At 64.7% G+C, this 14,241-nt stretch carries 11 protein-coding genes and 1 tRNA gene; 11 read left to right on the forward strand and 1 reads right to left on the reverse strand.

What is annotated here, in order from left to right; translation table 11 throughout:
* Window positions 1-172: 172 nt before the first annotated feature.
* The 5 genes from GF399_00755 (at window position 173) to infB (ending at window position 7,298) form a co-directional block, all read left to right on the forward strand.
* Complete coding sequence (locus GF399_00755) at window positions 173-1,012, forward strand: methyltransferase domain-containing protein (protein MBD3398844.1); 840 nt, start codon at window positions 173-175, stop codon at window positions 1,010-1,012.
* 102 nt (window positions 1,013-1,114) lie between these two features.
* On the forward strand, window positions 1,115-2,545 hold the full coding sequence (glgA, locus tag GF399_00760; GenBank protein ID MBD3398845.1) for a glycogen synthase GlgA: 1,431 nt from the start codon (window positions 1,115-1,117) through the stop codon (window positions 2,543-2,545).
* 202 nt (window positions 2,546-2,747) lie between these two features.
* The gene (locus GF399_00765) at window positions 2,748-3,302 is read left to right on the forward strand and encodes a hypothetical protein (protein MBD3398846.1); all 555 of its coding nucleotides are present in this window, start codon (window positions 2,748-2,750) and stop codon (window positions 3,300-3,302) included.
* The gene (gene nusA, locus GF399_00770) at window positions 3,299-4,597 is read left to right on the forward strand and encodes a transcription termination/antitermination protein NusA (protein MBD3398847.1); all 1,299 of its coding nucleotides are present in this window, start codon (window positions 3,299-3,301) and stop codon (window positions 4,595-4,597) included. Before GF399_00765 ends, nusA begins: the two co-directional genes overlap by 4 nt.
* 160 nt (window positions 4,598-4,757) lie before the next feature.
* On the forward strand, window positions 4,758-7,298 hold the full coding sequence (gene infB / locus GF399_00775; protein MBD3398848.1) for a translation initiation factor IF-2: 2,541 nt from the start codon (window positions 4,758-4,760) through the stop codon (window positions 7,296-7,298).
* Window positions 7,299-7,656: 358 nt separating this feature from the next.
* On the opposite strand, the gene GF399_00780 is transcribed toward infB, so the two are convergent.
* Window positions 7,657-8,439 carry a hypothetical protein gene (locus GF399_00780; GenBank protein ID MBD3398849.1) on the reverse strand — a complete coding sequence of 261 codons (783 nt, stop codon included), beginning with the start codon at window positions 8,437-8,439 and terminating at the stop codon, window positions 7,657-7,659.
* 584 nt (window positions 8,440-9,023) lie between these two features.
* Between GF399_00780 and ispE the strand changes: the two genes are divergently transcribed.
* The 6 genes from ispE to pilO all read left to right on the forward strand — a co-directional run bounded on the left by ispE (window position 9,024) and on the right by pilO (window position 13,709).
* Entirely contained in the window at window positions 9,024-9,890 is an 867-nt protein-coding gene (gene ispE, locus GF399_00785) for a 4-(cytidine 5'-diphospho)-2-C-methyl-D-erythritol kinase (GenBank protein ID MBD3398850.1), read from the forward strand.
* A 59-nt stretch (window positions 9,891-9,949) separates the two neighbouring features.
* Window positions 9,950-10,243, forward strand: a complete 294-nt coding sequence (locus GF399_00790) for a septation protein SpoVG (GenBank protein ID MBD3398851.1) — start codon at window positions 9,950-9,952, stop codon at window positions 10,241-10,243.
* Between the two features lie 94 nt (window positions 10,244-10,337).
* Window positions 10,338-10,412 (forward strand) — tRNA-Gln (locus GF399_00795).
* A 622-nt stretch (window positions 10,413-11,034) separates the two neighbouring features.
* On the forward strand, window positions 11,035-12,084 hold the full coding sequence (gene pilM / locus GF399_00800; protein MBD3398852.1) for a type IV pilus assembly protein PilM: 1,050 nt from the start codon (window positions 11,035-11,037) through the stop codon (window positions 12,082-12,084).
* Window positions 12,085-12,098: 14 nt separating this feature from the next.
* Window positions 12,099-12,767, forward strand: coding sequence for a hypothetical protein (locus GF399_00805; GenBank protein MBD3398853.1), 669 nt, complete (start codon window positions 12,099-12,101; stop codon window positions 12,765-12,767).
* Between the two features lie 9 nt (window positions 12,768-12,776).
* Entirely contained in the window at window positions 12,777-13,709 is a 933-nt protein-coding gene (gene pilO / locus GF399_00810; GenBank protein MBD3398854.1) for a type 4a pilus biogenesis protein PilO, read from the forward strand.
* Window positions 13,710-14,241 lie beyond the last annotated feature (532 nt).

The following is a 14,241-nucleotide window of genomic DNA, read 5'->3' on the forward strand; positions in this document are numbered from 1 at the left end:
AGGCGGAGCGTTAAGGTCGAGCGGAACGCTCGCCGAGATGCAAAAACCGTGCCAGTTCCGGCCGGGGGTAGGGATCCGGGGTGCGGGACTCGGCGATGTTGGGGCGCTGGGGGCTCCCCCGCCGGCGCCGTTCAGGTGAACCGTGCGGTGGTCAACTCACGAAACGGTAGTCATGGACACCAGGGAAGTCGCCCGTTACTGGGAGAGCAACGCCGCGGCCTGGACCGAGCTGGCCCGTCGGGGTCGCGACGTTTACCGCGATTACATCAACACTCCGGCCTTCTTCGCCCTGCTGCCCGGCGTCGCCGGGCGTCGGGGCCTGGACCTCGGCTGTGGCGAGGGATACAACACCCGTCTGCTGGCCCGCCGGGGGGCCGAGATGACCGCGCTCGATCTCTGTCCGTCGTTTCTCCGCGCGGCCCGCGAGGAGGAAGTCCGCGAGCCGTTGGGCATCCGCTACCTGTTAGGCGACGCCCAACGTCTGCCCCTGGCGGCGGCGGCCTTCGATTTCGCCTGTGCCTTCATGAGTCTGATGGACATGCCCGAGCCGGGGGCGGTCCTGGCCGAGCTTTGGCGGGTGATCAAGCCCGGCGGCTTCCTGCAGTTCTCGATCAGCCATCCCTGCACGGACACCGTCCTGCGCCGCTGGGTGACCGACGACGACGGCGAACGAACCGGCTTGGAGATTGACGGCTACTTCGAGTCCCCCCATGGGGATGTCGGTCGTTGGTGCTTCGGGCACGCCACGGAGGCTGAACGGGAATCATTCGGCGACTTCGTCATCCCCCGCTTCCACCTGACGCTGTCGGAGTGGATCAACTTGTTGATCGATCACGGTTTTCGCCTGGAGCGTTTGGCCGAGCCCCGGGCCGACAGCGAGGCCCTGGCTCGCCATCCCGATCTGGCCTGGACGCGCCGGGTGCCCTTCTTCCTGATCCTGCGCTGCCGGCGCGAGGTGTTGACGGGAGCCGGAGAAACTGCCGCTTGCCCGGCCCCCGGTCGTGGATGTTAGAATGTAAACCACGCGAGAACGAAAAACGGCGCCCGACGGTGGCGCGTGTACGCGAGCCTTTTTTACGATAATCGACCGACACCCCGTGGGGGAGGAGTTGCAATGAGGATCCTGTTAGCCGCCAGCGAGGTCGTGCCTTACGCCAAGACCGGAGGGTTGGCCGATGTCGCCGGCTCTCTGCCCAAGGAATTCGTCGACCTCGAGGCCGACGCCCGTCTGATCATGCCGCGCTACGCCAAGGTCGAGCAAGAGCTGGACAAGGTCGCCACGGGTCTCGAAGTACCCCTGGGCGATGAGCGAGTGGCCTTCGAGGTCTACGCCGATCGCTCCCAGGGCTACCCGGCCTACTTCGTCGACTGCCCGGCCTTCTTCGACCGTCCCGGCCTCTACGGCGAGGACGGCGCCGATTACGACGACAACGCCGCCCGCTTCGCCTTCTTCGCCAAGGCCGTCCTGGAAACGGCCAAGGCCCTCGATTTCGTCCCCGACGTTATCCACTGCCATGACTGGCAGACCGGCCTGGTGCCCCTGCTGGTCAAGGAAGGCGGTTATCCGGAGTTCGCCAAGACGGCCACCCTGTTCACCATCCACAACCTGGCCTACATGGGTGCCTTCAAGCCCGGGGAAGCCCTGCCGCTGATCGGCCTCGGCTCCTCGATCTTCAAGGTCGAGGGGGGTCTGGAGTATTACGGCAAGGTCAACTATCTCAAGGCGGGTTTGGTGTTCGCCGATCTGCTGACAACGGTCAGCCGGAAGTACGCCGCCGAGATCCAGACCCCGGAGTTCGGCTACGGCCTGGAGGGCGTGCTGGCTTCGCGTTCCGCGGAGTTGTACGGAGTTCTCAACGGCATCGACTACGAGCTGTGGAACCCGGCCGACGATAAGCAGATCCCCAACAACTACTCGGCCGACGACCCCGCCGGCAAGGCCCAGTGCAAGGCCGCCCTGCAGCGGGAGTACGGCCTGCCCGAGCGCCTCGATGTGCCCCTCGTCGGCATGGTCACCCGGCTGGCCGACCAAAAGGGCCTGGATCTGTTCGCCGAGGCCGCCGAGGACTTCTTCCGGCGCGAGCTGCAGTTCGTCCTGCTGGGCACCGGGGCTCCCGAGTACCACGAGATGTTCGAGAAGCTGGCCGCCGAGCATCCCGAGCGCTGCGGTGTCAAGCTGGCCTACGACGCCGCCCTGGCCCAGCGCATCTATGCCGGCTCCGACATGTTCCTGATGCCCAGCCGCTACGAGCCCTGCGGCCTGGGTCAACTGATCGCCCTGGCCTACGGCACCATTCCCGTGGTGCGGGCCACCGGCGGGCTGGCCGACACCATCGAGGACGGCGTCAACGGCTTCCGCTTCGACGAGTATCAAGCATCGCAGATGCTGGACTGTCTGGATCGGGCCCTGGCGGCCTACACCGACCCCGAGGCCTGGACCGAGCTGCGCCAACGGGCCTTCGACAGCGATTTCTCCTGGGAACGCTCCGCCCGGCGCTACCTCGAGTTGTTCGCCGAGGCCGTCGAGAAGCGCCGGAGTAACTAGTAACTCTGGACTTAAACCCCGCGTTGTGCTAGGATGCACTTCTGCTCGGGGGCGACCCCGCCGCGCCGTTGCAACTCACCGACGGCCCGGCCCGAGCGCCTTTTCTAAGCGCGGCCGCGGACTGGTCGTTCCGTCCTCAGCGTTTCAGCTCAGTAAAACCGAGCGATCCATTCAGCGAAGCTTGACTCAGCGAAGCTTGACGATGACCAGCCAGCCCAGCAAACCACCGACCACCGGAGATGCGGTAATGGAACTCCCCCAGCGCCTGCGCGAGGAGATCATCGACCTCCTCCTGCCCCTGCTGGATTCCGAGGGAGTCACCCTGGTCGATTGTCAGGTAGCCGTTCACAAGAGCGGGCGCAAGATCATCCTGGCCCTCGACCGCGAGGGCGGGATGAACGTCGACGACTACGCCCGCTGGACCCGCTACCTCGAGGACGTCCTGGCCGGTGAGCTGCCCGATCTGGGCGCGTTCCGTCTCGAGGTCGGCTCGCCGGGGCTGGAGCGTATCCTGAGGAGCGAACTCGAGCTCAGTTGGGCCCGGGGACGGCGCGTGGCCGCCAAGGTCCAGCCCGCCGCAGACAGCGGGGAAACCGTCGTCGGCGAGTTGCGCGACTTCGACCCCTATACCCTCACCCTTCAACCCGCAGCGGGGCCGGAACGTAAACTCGATCGCGAGGAAGTCGTCCAGCTGCGCCTCCACCACGAGTGGCCGAAGCAATTCCGCCGCCGTGACAAACGAAGCCGAAAGCGATGAATTACGATTTTCTCCAGGCCCTGGAAGCTATCGCCCGCAACAAGGGTATCGAGCAAGAGGTGCTCTACGAAGCCCTCGAGGCCGGCCTGCGCGCCGCCGCCCGTCGCCGCTTCGGTGATCAGGCTGTCATCGACGCCCAGGTCGATCTCGAAGAGGGCCGGGTCGTCGTCTGGCTGACCAAGACCGTCACCGATGATGTCGAGAATCCGGTCAACGAGATCTCCCTCGAGGAGGCCCGCTATCTGGCCGGCGACGAGGTTGTTCTCGGTGACGAGCTGGACATCGACGTCGACCTCGACGATTTTGGTCGCTCCGCCGCCCAGACCGCCAAGCAGGTGGTCATGCAGCGCATCCGCGAGGCGGAACGCGACGCCATCTACGAGGAGTTCAAGCACCGCGAGGGCACCCTGGTCAACGGCATCGTCCAGGGCGAGTCCTCCGGCGGCGTCGTTATCGATCTGCACTCGACCGACGGCATCATGCCCTACTCGGAATCGATCGTCAACGAACGTTACCGCAAGGGCGACCGGGTGCGCTGCTTCGTGCTCGAGGTGCGCAAGACCAGCCGCAGCCCGCAGATCATCCTCTCCCGGCGTCATCCGGCCCTGGTGGCCGAGCTGTTCTACGAGGAGATCCCCGAGGTCGCCGACGGCACCGTCGAGATCGTCAACATCGCCCGCGACGCCGGCTTCCGCTCCAAGGTCGCCGTGCGCTCCACCGATCCCAACGTCGACGCCGTGGGCACCTGCGTGGGTCTGCGCGGCTACCGCATCCAGTCCATCGTCCGCCAGCTAGATCAGGAGCGCGTAGATCTGGTGCTCTGGAGCCCCGAAATCAAGGCCTTCACCAAGCACGCCTTCAATCCCGTCGAGGTGCTCAACGTCGAGTACGACGAGTACAACGACCGCCTGCTGGTCGTCGTTCCCGAGGACAAACTCTCCATCGCCATCGGCAAGCGCGGCCGCAACATCAAGCTGGCCTCGCGCCTGGTTAATATGCGCATCGACGTGCGCAGCCCGGAGCAGTTCGAAAAGGAAAAGACCGAGGTGATGGAGGCCGAGGAACACGACGACGCCATGGTCGAGCTGCTGGATCTCCCCGGGGTCGGCGAGGCCACCGCCGAGGAGCTATTCAAGGCCGGCTTCGACAGCCTGGAGGCCGTCGCTGTGGCCGAGATCGCGGAGCTGACCGCAGTTCCCGGTATCGGCCCCAAGACCGCCGACTCCATCAAGGCCGCCGCCGCCGAACTGTTGCGTGAGCTCGATGAGGTCGACGACGAGGATGACGTAGACTAGCCCGGTGGAAGCCCGGCATACACTTACCTGAACGAACCGTACGCGAAGGATCTTTGCGCCAGACGCGAGATCAACAACGGAGCATCCAACGGGTATCCGTTGACGACGAGTCTGTCGGTTTCGCCGGCGACGGCGCCGTGAAAGAGGGTTGCACTCCACGATGAGGGTTTACGAATTAGCCAAAGAGTTCGGTATCCCCAGCAAGCTGCTCATCGCCCGGATGAGAGCGCTGGGTATCGAGGTCAGCGGCCACATGGCCGGTTTGACCGAAGAACAGGAACGCCGCTTGCGTTCCAAGTTCGCCCCTCGGGAGAAACCCCGCAGCACCAAGGTCAACGCCGCCAAGGTGACCAAGGGCGGCAAGAAGCCCCGGGTCCGGGTCCGCCACCGACCCAAGGAGGAACCCGCCGAAGAGGAGCGGGAAACCACCGCAAGCGCCGAAGCCGCCGAGGACGAGAGCAAAATCCGGGGCGTCGAACCCGCCGCCGACGAAGCCGAGGACCGTCCGAAGAAGACCGCGGCTTCAGAAAAAACCGTCAAAAGCGAGGACGCCGCCAAGGGAAGCGTCACCGATACCGTCGGCTCCGCCGCCGACGAGGTCAAGGTCGCGCCCAAGAAGGTTGAACCTCCGAGCAGGCCGACCAAGCCCGTTGGTCGACCCAAGGTCCGGCCCAAGGCCGCCGTCAAGCCCGGCAAGCCCGAGCGGGACATCAAGCGCCCCGTCTTTGACGATAAGGGCGGCAAGAAGGACAAGAAGGAGAAAAAGGTCGGCAAGAAGGGGCCACGGATCCTCTACCGGCCCGAAAAACCGCTGACCGCCGAAGAGTTGGGGCTGGACAAGGACAAACAACGTCGCTCCGCCGAGGAATCGCGCCGGGCCCGGCGCAAGCGCCGCCGCCGCCGTCGTAAATCCGGTTCCGCCCAGATCCACGAGCTGCGTACCGCCCGCAAGAAACGCAGCAAGGAGAAGACGGCCAAGCAGCTCACGATCGATCGTGCCCTGACCCCCGTCGAGTTGGCCGACAAGCTGTCGGTGACCAGTGACGAGATCCTGCAGCGCCTCGAGGCCCTCGGCGAAGAGTACAGCGTCGTCGAGGAGATGGACATCGAGACCACGGCGGCCCTGGTCGAGGAATTTGACTACACCGCCGTCCTGCCCGACGACTACGACGACGAGAGCAAGCTGCAATCCCGGCCGCCGATCGTGGCCGTCCTGGGCCATGTCGATCACGGTAAGACCACCCTGCTGGACTACATCCGCCAGACCAAGGTCGCCGCGGGCGAGGCCGGCGGGATCACCCAGCATATCGGCGCCTACCAGGTCGAAACCGCCGAGGGCAAGCTGACCTTCATCGATACACCGGGTCACGAGGCCTTCACCGCCATGCGGGCCCGCGGGGCCGAGGTGACCGATATCGTCGTCCTCGTCGTCGCCGCCGACGACGGAGTGATGCCCCAGACCGTCGAGGCCGTCAACCACGCCCGCGCCGCCGGCGTCGAGATCGTCGTCGCCGTCACCAAGATCGACAAGGACAACGCCGATCCGGAGCGGGTCCGCCGCCAGCTCTCCAAGTACAACGTCCAACCCGAACAGTGGGGCGGCGAGAATACTTTCTGCGACGTATCCGGCATCTCGGGCGAGGGGGTCGATCACCTGCTGGAGATCCTGGCCCTCCACGGTGAGATGCTCGAACTCCAGGCCGATCCCGACGCCAGCCCCCAGGCCGTGGTCATCGAGAGCCGTATCGATCGCGGACGGGGCACCGTGGCCACCGTGGTGGTCACCGACGGAACCCTCAAGCCCAAAATGGCCTTTGTCTGCGGTACCGAGGCCGGCAAGGTCCGCATCTTGTCCAACGAGCAGGGCAAGCGCCTCAAGGCCGTCGGGCCCGGCTCGCCGGCCGAGGTCCAGGGCTTCGACGGCATACCGGAGGCCGGAGACACCCTGGTCGTCGTCGCCGATGAGAAAGAAGCCCGCAGCATCGCCCAACTGCGCCAGAACGCCGCCCGGGAGGAGAAGCTTCAGACCCGGCAGCGCCAAAGCCTGGCCGATTTCCTGGCCCCCGGCGGCGGCGAGGAGAAGAAGAAACTCAAACTCGTCGTCAAGGCCGATGTCGCCGGTACCGTCGAGGCCGTCGTCGATTCACTCGGGCGTTTCGAGAGCGACGAGGTCGAGCTCGAGGTCATCCACTCCGCCGTCGGCGCGATCACCGAGGCCGACGTTCAGCTGGCCGCCGCTTCCGAGGCCGTCGTCGTCGGCTTCAGCGTCCGCCCCGACTCCAAAGCCCAGAAGCTGGCCCAGGAGATCAACGTCGAGATCAAGAACTTCCGCATCATCTACGAGCTTCTCGACGAGGTCCGCGAGTTGCTTTCCGGCCTGTTGTCCCCGGAGATCCGCGAGGAGGACCACGGCAAGGCCGAGGTGCGCCAGACCTTCCGTGTGCCCAAGGTCGGCGTTATCGCCGGTTGCTACATCACCGCGGGTCGGATCAACCGCAAGGATCACGCCCGGCTGGTGCGCGACGGTCGCGTGGTTTGGGAGGGTCGCCTGGAGAGCCTGCGCCGCTTCAAGGACGACGTCCGCGAAGTCGCCGAAGGCTACGAATGCGGCATCGGACTCCAACGCTTCGACGACATCCACATCGGCGATGTCATCGAGACCTACACCCTCGTCGAGGAGGCCCGGGAGTTCAAGGCCTGATGCTTTCGTTTCAAACCCGCAACAACGGAGCCCGGCGGCTCCGTTGTTGCTTTTTCCGCGTAGAACGCCCACGCTCCGGCGGCCCTCGAAAACGTACCGCAGCGTTACCGCGGGTATTCATCGTTTAGCGCCGGAACCGGCACGGGTTTTTGCATCTCGGCGACCGTTCCGCTCAAGCATACCGGTCGGCCTCCGCAAAAACCGTGCCGGTTCCGGCGCGGGGCTTCGCCGGGTTGGAGAAGGCGGGGCAGGTTATTTCGAGGGCCGCCGCGAGCGCGGAGTGGTCAACCGGTTACGTCGGGCGATATCAAACGAGGAATCCCGCGGGATTCCTCGTTTGAGGTCGGATAGTCGGGGGCTAGTCGATCAGGGTCTTGAGTTCTCCCCAGCTGACCGGTTCGACGGCGTTGGTTTCTACGTAATCCATCATGTAGTCCAGGCAGTTGTGGATCATGTTCCAGGTGGCCGGGGTGTAGACCTGGTCCCACCACTCCCGGGAATCGGCGTTGCCGTTCCAGTAGACGATGATGCCGTTGCCGGCGCCGACGTTTTCGGTGACGATGAGCTTGTCGGGGCCGATCAGGGTGCCGCGGCGCAGTTTGCCCAGGCTGATGGTTTCCGGGGATTGGGCGCGGACGTTGTCGCAATCGCGACAGGTCTCGACCAGATCGTAACTCGCGTTGTAGAAGTCACCGTTGGGTCCGCTGGTGATCCAGTGCTCCTTGCTGATCCGGAAGGCGTCGGCGTCGAGATAATCGCCGTTGGTGGTGGAGTTGACCAGATCGGCCATGTAGGGATCGTTGGGCAGGCCGATGCTGTCGCGGCCGGTGACCACCAGGCAGTTGCCCTCGTCGACCCAGCTCTGCAGCGTGTCGCGCTCGCTGCTGCTGATGGCGCGGCTGGCGTTGTACCAGAGGATGATATTGTAGGGTTCCAGTGCGGTGGGGTCCTCGCTGTAGAGGTTCAAGGCGTTGTCGAAGAAGTGATCGAACTCGATACCCCAGTCGCCGAGATCGTCCTCGAAGGTTAGCATGTTCTCGTTGCCCCCGGCATCGTTTTCGTCGTCGAGGAGCAGCAGGTTGTATTCGGCGGCGTAGGCGACGGTTAACAAACCGAGTAGCACTAACAACGCTTTACGCATTTATCCCTCCCGGTTCGGCGGTTGAAGGCGGCGGATAGCTGGGGGATTGTCGGAATCACCCGGGCTGAGAGCGGCGTCGATGTCCAGCGGTGAGTTCAACGTGTTGCCGTCCGGTGGACGCCGAGCTTTGATTGTTGGCGGGGTGGAAGCGGACTGCTGTCTCGCTCGGGAGCCCCTGTTGGAGCGGCCGTATCGGGTGATGCTTCCGTTTTCGCCCCATTTGGCGACACATGACAGCTCGTGAGTAATATAGCATCGCATTTGGCGGTCGTCAATCATAGCGCCGGGTTTTTGCCGCCTTAGATGGACCGTCGACTTGCAGCGTCGACTTGCCTGGACGAGCCCCTGTTGCTATGATAGAAGCTGGCAACTCGCGGACGGCGGTTGGCTTTTCGAACCTCGGCGACCATTCCCCGGCATTTTGCGCGCCGGTCGCCAGCGTCGTTTTTTTCGCCTGAACGTCCGTCGAATACGACGCCGGGCCGATCCAGCGGGCCTGTTCCGCACGACGAGCCACCGTTGATGCTCGAGTTCCGGCTTTATCTCGTTGACTAAACCCACCCCGTTGTGCTAGAAAGTATGATATGCAAGGACTCAGTCTTTTCTGTCCAGCCAAGATCAACCTGGGCCTGGCCGTTCTCGGCCGCCGGGAAGACGGCTTCCACGATATCGAAACCTACCTGGCCTGCATCGCGCTGGGCGATACCCTTTTCATGGCCCCGGCGCCGGAGTTCAGCCTGCGCCTGAGCGGCGCTCCCGGGGTTCCGGCGGACCGTCGCAACCTGGTCTGTCGGGCGGCCGATCTCTTCGCCACCCGGACCGGCCTGAAAATCGAACTGCAGCTGCAACTGGCCAAGCGTATTCCACCGGGTTCCGGTCTGGGTGGGGGATCGTCCGACGCCGCGGCCACCCTGTTGGGTTTGAACACCTTTTTCGATGAACCCCTCGAACAGTGTGAATTGTACGAACTGGCCGCCCGCCTGGGTTCCGATGTGCCTTTCTTTCTCCAAGGCGGTGTGGCTCTGGCCACCGGGCGTGGTGAATTACTGGAAGCGCGACCGGCTCCGCCGGACCAGTATCTGGTCTTAGCGCTACCGCAAGCCGCCGTCTCGACGGCCTGGGCCTACATGCAGATCACCGCTGAGGATTTACGGCCCCTGGAGCGTGAAGCAATCGAGGGCTGGCTGACCGGCGGTCCGCGCCCCCGGAAGCTGCCCAACGCCTTTGCCCGGCCCGTCGGCGCCACCTTCCCTGTCATCGAGCGGAGCTTACAGCTGCTGCAACAAGCGGGGCTCGACGCCGTTTCCCTGACCGGATCCGGAGCCGCCTGTTTCGGTCTGGCCGCGGATGGGGACAGCGCCGCCCGCATCGCCCGTGAAATCGAAAGCCGTGGTATTGCCGCCGTTCCCACCAGGATTCGCGACGGCGGCGTGACACTGAAAAAAGCCTAGTCACAACACTCGATCATGCACCCAAGCCCAAGGCTTGTCTGCACCGCTGAGGGGGCACTATGGAGATCACCGAGGTCAGGGTTACCCTGCGCGACGAAGAAAAACTCAAGGCCTACGCCTCCGTCGTCTTCGACAACTGCTTCATCGTCAAGGATATGCGCGTCATCGACGGCAACGATCGCCTCTGGGTCGCCATGCCGAACAAAAAGCGCCGCGACGGAACCCGACGCGATGTCTGCCATCCTCTCAACCAGGAAACCCGGGACATGATCGAGAGCATGATCCTGGCCAAATACGATGAGGAGATGCGGGGACAACTCTATCAGGAAGAACCGAGCGAATCCGAGGCTTAGAACAGCACCCTGCGCACTTAAACGAGCTGTGCTATAATCAGCGCTCCCCGTTCGACAGGGCCGCCGGCCTCTCGAACGGGGAGAACGCATCCCCTGGGGCGTCGACAAGCGGTAAGTCAACGGCCTTTGGAGCCGTCATTCGTAGGTTCGAATCCTACCGCCCCAGCCAACGGGGCTTAGCTGGGGGCAGAGCACGCGGAGCGATACGGATCAGGTCGGCGGCGGCTTCCTGGTACATTTCGGGGAACGGCTCCGTCGGTCACTGGGCGACGGACCGCCGAACAGATGTCGGATCATCAAGTATCGAGAGAGTCTCGCTACGTCGTCGGTTATCCAGTCAGGCCGATCAACCGGGTTATCATCCCCCGGTTTCAGTTTCCATCGAACAACAGTGCTTGGACGGTCCGCCCGGCTCGGCGGGCTTTTTCATTACGGTAACACGTTTCGTTTTTACCGTTGACCGTGGTCAGTCCGACCAAGCGCGATGCGGCAAGCCGACGCCGGTGAACGGGACGGATCGAAACCGCCCGCCGCCGGAACCGGCACGGTTTTTGCGGAGGTCGACCGTTGACGACGCTCCCAACGGTCGCCGAGATGCAAAAACCGTGCCGGTTCCGGCGGCGCGGCTTATCCGGAGTTGCCCGGGTCGGCTTGCCGAGATACCGGACGCGGGCAGGTTCCGCTTGCCCCGCAACCGCCCCTGTGGTAAGCTCTTAGCGTTAATAAACCCTTGAATAGCATCCGTCACCGGTAGCCTAGAGACGCTGCCGGAGAACCAGCGGAGTCCCCGGATGGGAGAGCAGTACAGCCGCCTGTCGGTGGGTTTGGATATCGGCTCCAGCCTGATCAAGCTGGTGGCCCTCTCCCGCACCGACGAGGGCTGGGCCCTGGCCAACATCGCCCTGGCCTCCCTGCCCGCCGGGGCGATCGTTGATGGCGACGTGATGGATTCCGGCGCCGTGGCCGATTCCATTGAGGACCTGTTCCGCCAGCTGGGTCTCGAAGAGAACCGTGTCATCTCCGCCATTTCGGGGCGCGCCGTCATCGTCAAGCCCATCCGCATCCCCACCGTCGAGGACGACGAGCTGGCCCAGAACGTCAGTTGGGAGGCCGAGCAGTATCTGCCCAGCCTCGCCGACGTCAACCTCGACTACCACGTCATCGGTCGCGAGGACGATTACACCCGGGTCTTATTGGTGGCCGCCAAGAAGGAACGCCTGGAGAACCACCTGATGATCCTGCGGTTGGCTGGTCTGGAACCCCTGATCGTCGATGTCGATTCCTTCGCCCTGGGTAACTGCTACGAGCTGGCCGAACCGGCCGGAGCCGCCGACACCGTCGCTCTGGTAAACATCGGCGCCGCCCTGACCAACATCAACGTCCTCGCCGCCGGCTCGCCCCGTTTCACCCGTGACGTCTCCATCGCCGGCAACGACTTCACCGAGGCCGTCGCCCGGGACTTAGCCCTCTCCGTGGCCGACGCCGAGCGCGCCAAGCGCGGCGAGAACCACGAGATCGATCCCGCAGAGCTGAACGCCGTCCTCGAACGCGTCGCCGGCGAGTTGGTCGGTGAGATCGGCCGCACCCTCAGCCACTTCTTCGAGACCAACCCCGACCTTGAGCTCCAGCGGGCCGTACTGACCGGCGGCTCCAGCGGATTGCCCCAGATCACCGCGGCTCTCCAAGTCCGTCTCGCCGTACCCGTCACCAATCTCGATCCCCTGGCCAACCTGGATACAGCCGCCTCGGGCCTGGATCCCGACGAGCTGGCGTCGCTGGCCCCCCATCTCGCCGTCGGCGTCGGGCTGGCCATCCGCGGCGACGATCCCGAGCTGCCCTGACCCCGAGGTCGATCGTGATCCGCATCAATCTGCTCCAGGACCGTCGCGTCAAGCTGGCCGAACCCCAGCCAGAACCGACGCCGCCCACGGAGGACTTTGGCCTGACCGAGCCCGAAACTCCGTCGATGGGCGTCGGTTTCGAGGATTACGAGGGCGCCGACGAGGTCTACTTCACCTCCACCAAGCGTTTCAACGCCTTCACCACCGCCCTGATCGTCGGCGGCGCCGTCGTCGTCGGCCTGGCCGTCTGGACCTTCATCGCCGGCAACGCCGTCGACGAGGCCCGCGAGGAGCGTCAGACCCTCGAACTGGCCCTCGAACAGGCCCGAGCCGACTCCGCCGAACTCGAGGCCCTCGAACAGGAGCACGACAGCCTGGCCCGCCGCGTCGAGGCCCTCAAGACCATGGCGCGACCCGGCGGCACCGGCGAGCGCTACGTCTCCCTGCTCCAGGCCGTCAACGAGGCTACTCCCCAACGCGACGTCTGGCTCTCCGAGCTGCGCGAGCGCGAGGGTTCCGTCCAGCTCAAGGGCAACACCTACAACCACTTCGCCCTGGCCGACATCCTCGAGGGTTTGATCGATGATCCGCAACTGGCCGCCGTCAAGCAGGGCGGGGCCCAGAGCATCGACCTCGAGGGCTCACGGGTGCTGCAGTTCGACTTCACCGCCCGGCTGGAGTGATAGCTGACCATGGCCAAACGGCGCTTCAAAGACCCGGTGACCCAGAAGGCGGTACTGGTCTACCTGCTGGCCGTCCTCGCCGGCTATCTGCTGCTGCACTACGGTGTGCTCAAGCAGTACGGCCGGGCCGACGAGATCGCCGCCGCCACGGCGCAGAAACGCCTCGAACTCGCGGAGCAGCTCGAGGCCGGCCAACGCGCCGGCGAGCTGCAGCAGCAGATCAGCGACCTGAACAACGTCATCGAGAACCTGCGCTCCAGCCTGCCTGCGCCGCTCTCCGAGGACGAACTCGTCCGTTCCCTGGGCCGGGCCGCCTCGGCCGCCGGCATCCAGGGCAACATCGAGTCCATCCAACGTAAGGGTACGACCACGGAGAACGAGGTCACCATCACCGAGCGCGAGATCGGCTTCGTCACCGGCTACCACGAGTTCGCCCGCTTCGTCGCCAATCTGTCGAGCTACCTGCCCCAGGTCGAGATTCGCGAGCTGACCCTGACCGGTCTGGCCGGGGCGACGCCGGGACGGACCCTGACCGGCAGCCTGCTGCTGGCCGTTTACTCCAGCAGTCTGGCCCGACCCGAAGCCGCGGAGTTGACCCCCGGCGACGTCGAAGAACTCACCGAGACCGAGACGCCGAGCTACCGCGACCTGGGTCGGCGGGACCCCTTCCTGCCGCCGGGACCCCAGCCCGGTGAGATGCCCACCGCCGCCCAGGCCAACCTGGCCAACCTCTACTACCGCGGGATGTTCAGCGTCGACGGCGTACCCACCGCTCTGGTCGAGGACGCCGCCGGTGTCGGCTACTCCATCAAGGTCGGCGAACGGATCGCCGGGGGCCAGGTGGTCGAGATTACACCGCAGGAGCTGGTCATCAGCGCCCCGGGTTGGGGACGGCGCGTACTGCGTGTCCAGAGCGGACCTGCGGCGGGCACTGTCGAGTAACACCGCAGAGGCCTCCGGGGCACCATAACCGCTTTAACGAGAGGGTAAACGCGCCGATAATCCGGGGCGTTTTTGTGTGCCGAAGGCCGTTGAAAAACAGCCCGCCGGCGGACCCTGAGCGTCAGGCTACGACGCCGGAACTGGTACGGTTTTTGCGGAGACGAACCGTTATCATCGCTCTAACGGTTGTCGAGATGCAAAAACCGTACCAGTTCCGGCGTTAGCAGTAGGTGGCGCGGTTAGACGGCCTGCCGGCGGGCTGTTTTTCAACGGCCGCCGATTGCGCTGTTTGAGCGTGAGCGGGCGGATTAACGCGGCTTCACCGGCCTTGGCAAGGTAACTACAGAAGCCACCCTTGCGGGTGGTTGGCGGGTTGGAGCGCAGGGGCGATGGCGCGGAGTATCACCGGTGTTCGAAACGTAACCGAAAAGAAGCCACCCTTCGGGGTGGTTGGCTGGTTGGAGCGCAGGGGCGATGGCGCGGAGTATCACCGGTGTTCGAAACGTAACCGAAAAGAAGTCACCCTTCGGTG

The sequence above is a fragment of the Candidatus Coatesbacteria bacterium genome (assembly GCA_014728225.1).
Taxonomy (GTDB): Bacteria; RBG-13-66-14; RBG-13-66-14; order RBG-13-66-14; family RBG-13-66-14; genus WJLX01.

Excerpts from the sequence above, each read along its gene's own strand:
- pilO (MBD3398854.1), top strand. The coding sequence starts at position 12,777 with ATGGCCAAACGGCGCTTCAAAGACCCGGTGACCCAGAAGGCGGTACTG.
- GF399_00765 (MBD3398846.1), top strand. The coding sequence starts at position 2,748 with ATGACCAGCCAGCCCAGCAAACCACCGACCACCGGAGATGCGGTAATG.
- GF399_00780 (MBD3398849.1), bottom strand. The coding sequence starts at position 8,439 with ATGCGTAAAGCGTTGTTAGTGCTACTCGGTTTGTTAACCGTCGCCTAC.
- infB (MBD3398848.1), top strand. The coding sequence starts at position 4,758 with ATGAGGGTTTACGAATTAGCCAAAGAGTTCGGTATCCCCAGCAAGCTG.
- ispE (MBD3398850.1), top strand. The coding sequence starts at position 9,024 with ATGCAAGGACTCAGTCTTTTCTGTCCAGCCAAGATCAACCTGGGCCTG.
- glgA (MBD3398845.1), top strand. The coding sequence starts at position 1,115 with ATGAGGATCCTGTTAGCCGCCAGCGAGGTCGTGCCTTACGCCAAGACC.
- GF399_00755 (MBD3398844.1), top strand. The coding sequence starts at position 173 with ATGGACACCAGGGAAGTCGCCCGTTACTGGGAGAGCAACGCCGCGGCC.
- GF399_00790 (MBD3398851.1), top strand. The coding sequence starts at position 9,950 with ATGGAGATCACCGAGGTCAGGGTTACCCTGCGCGACGAAGAAAAACTC.
- nusA (MBD3398847.1), top strand. The coding sequence starts at position 3,299 with ATGAATTACGATTTTCTCCAGGCCCTGGAAGCTATCGCCCGCAACAAG.
- pilM (MBD3398852.1), top strand. The coding sequence starts at position 11,035 with ATGGGAGAGCAGTACAGCCGCCTGTCGGTGGGTTTGGATATCGGCTCC.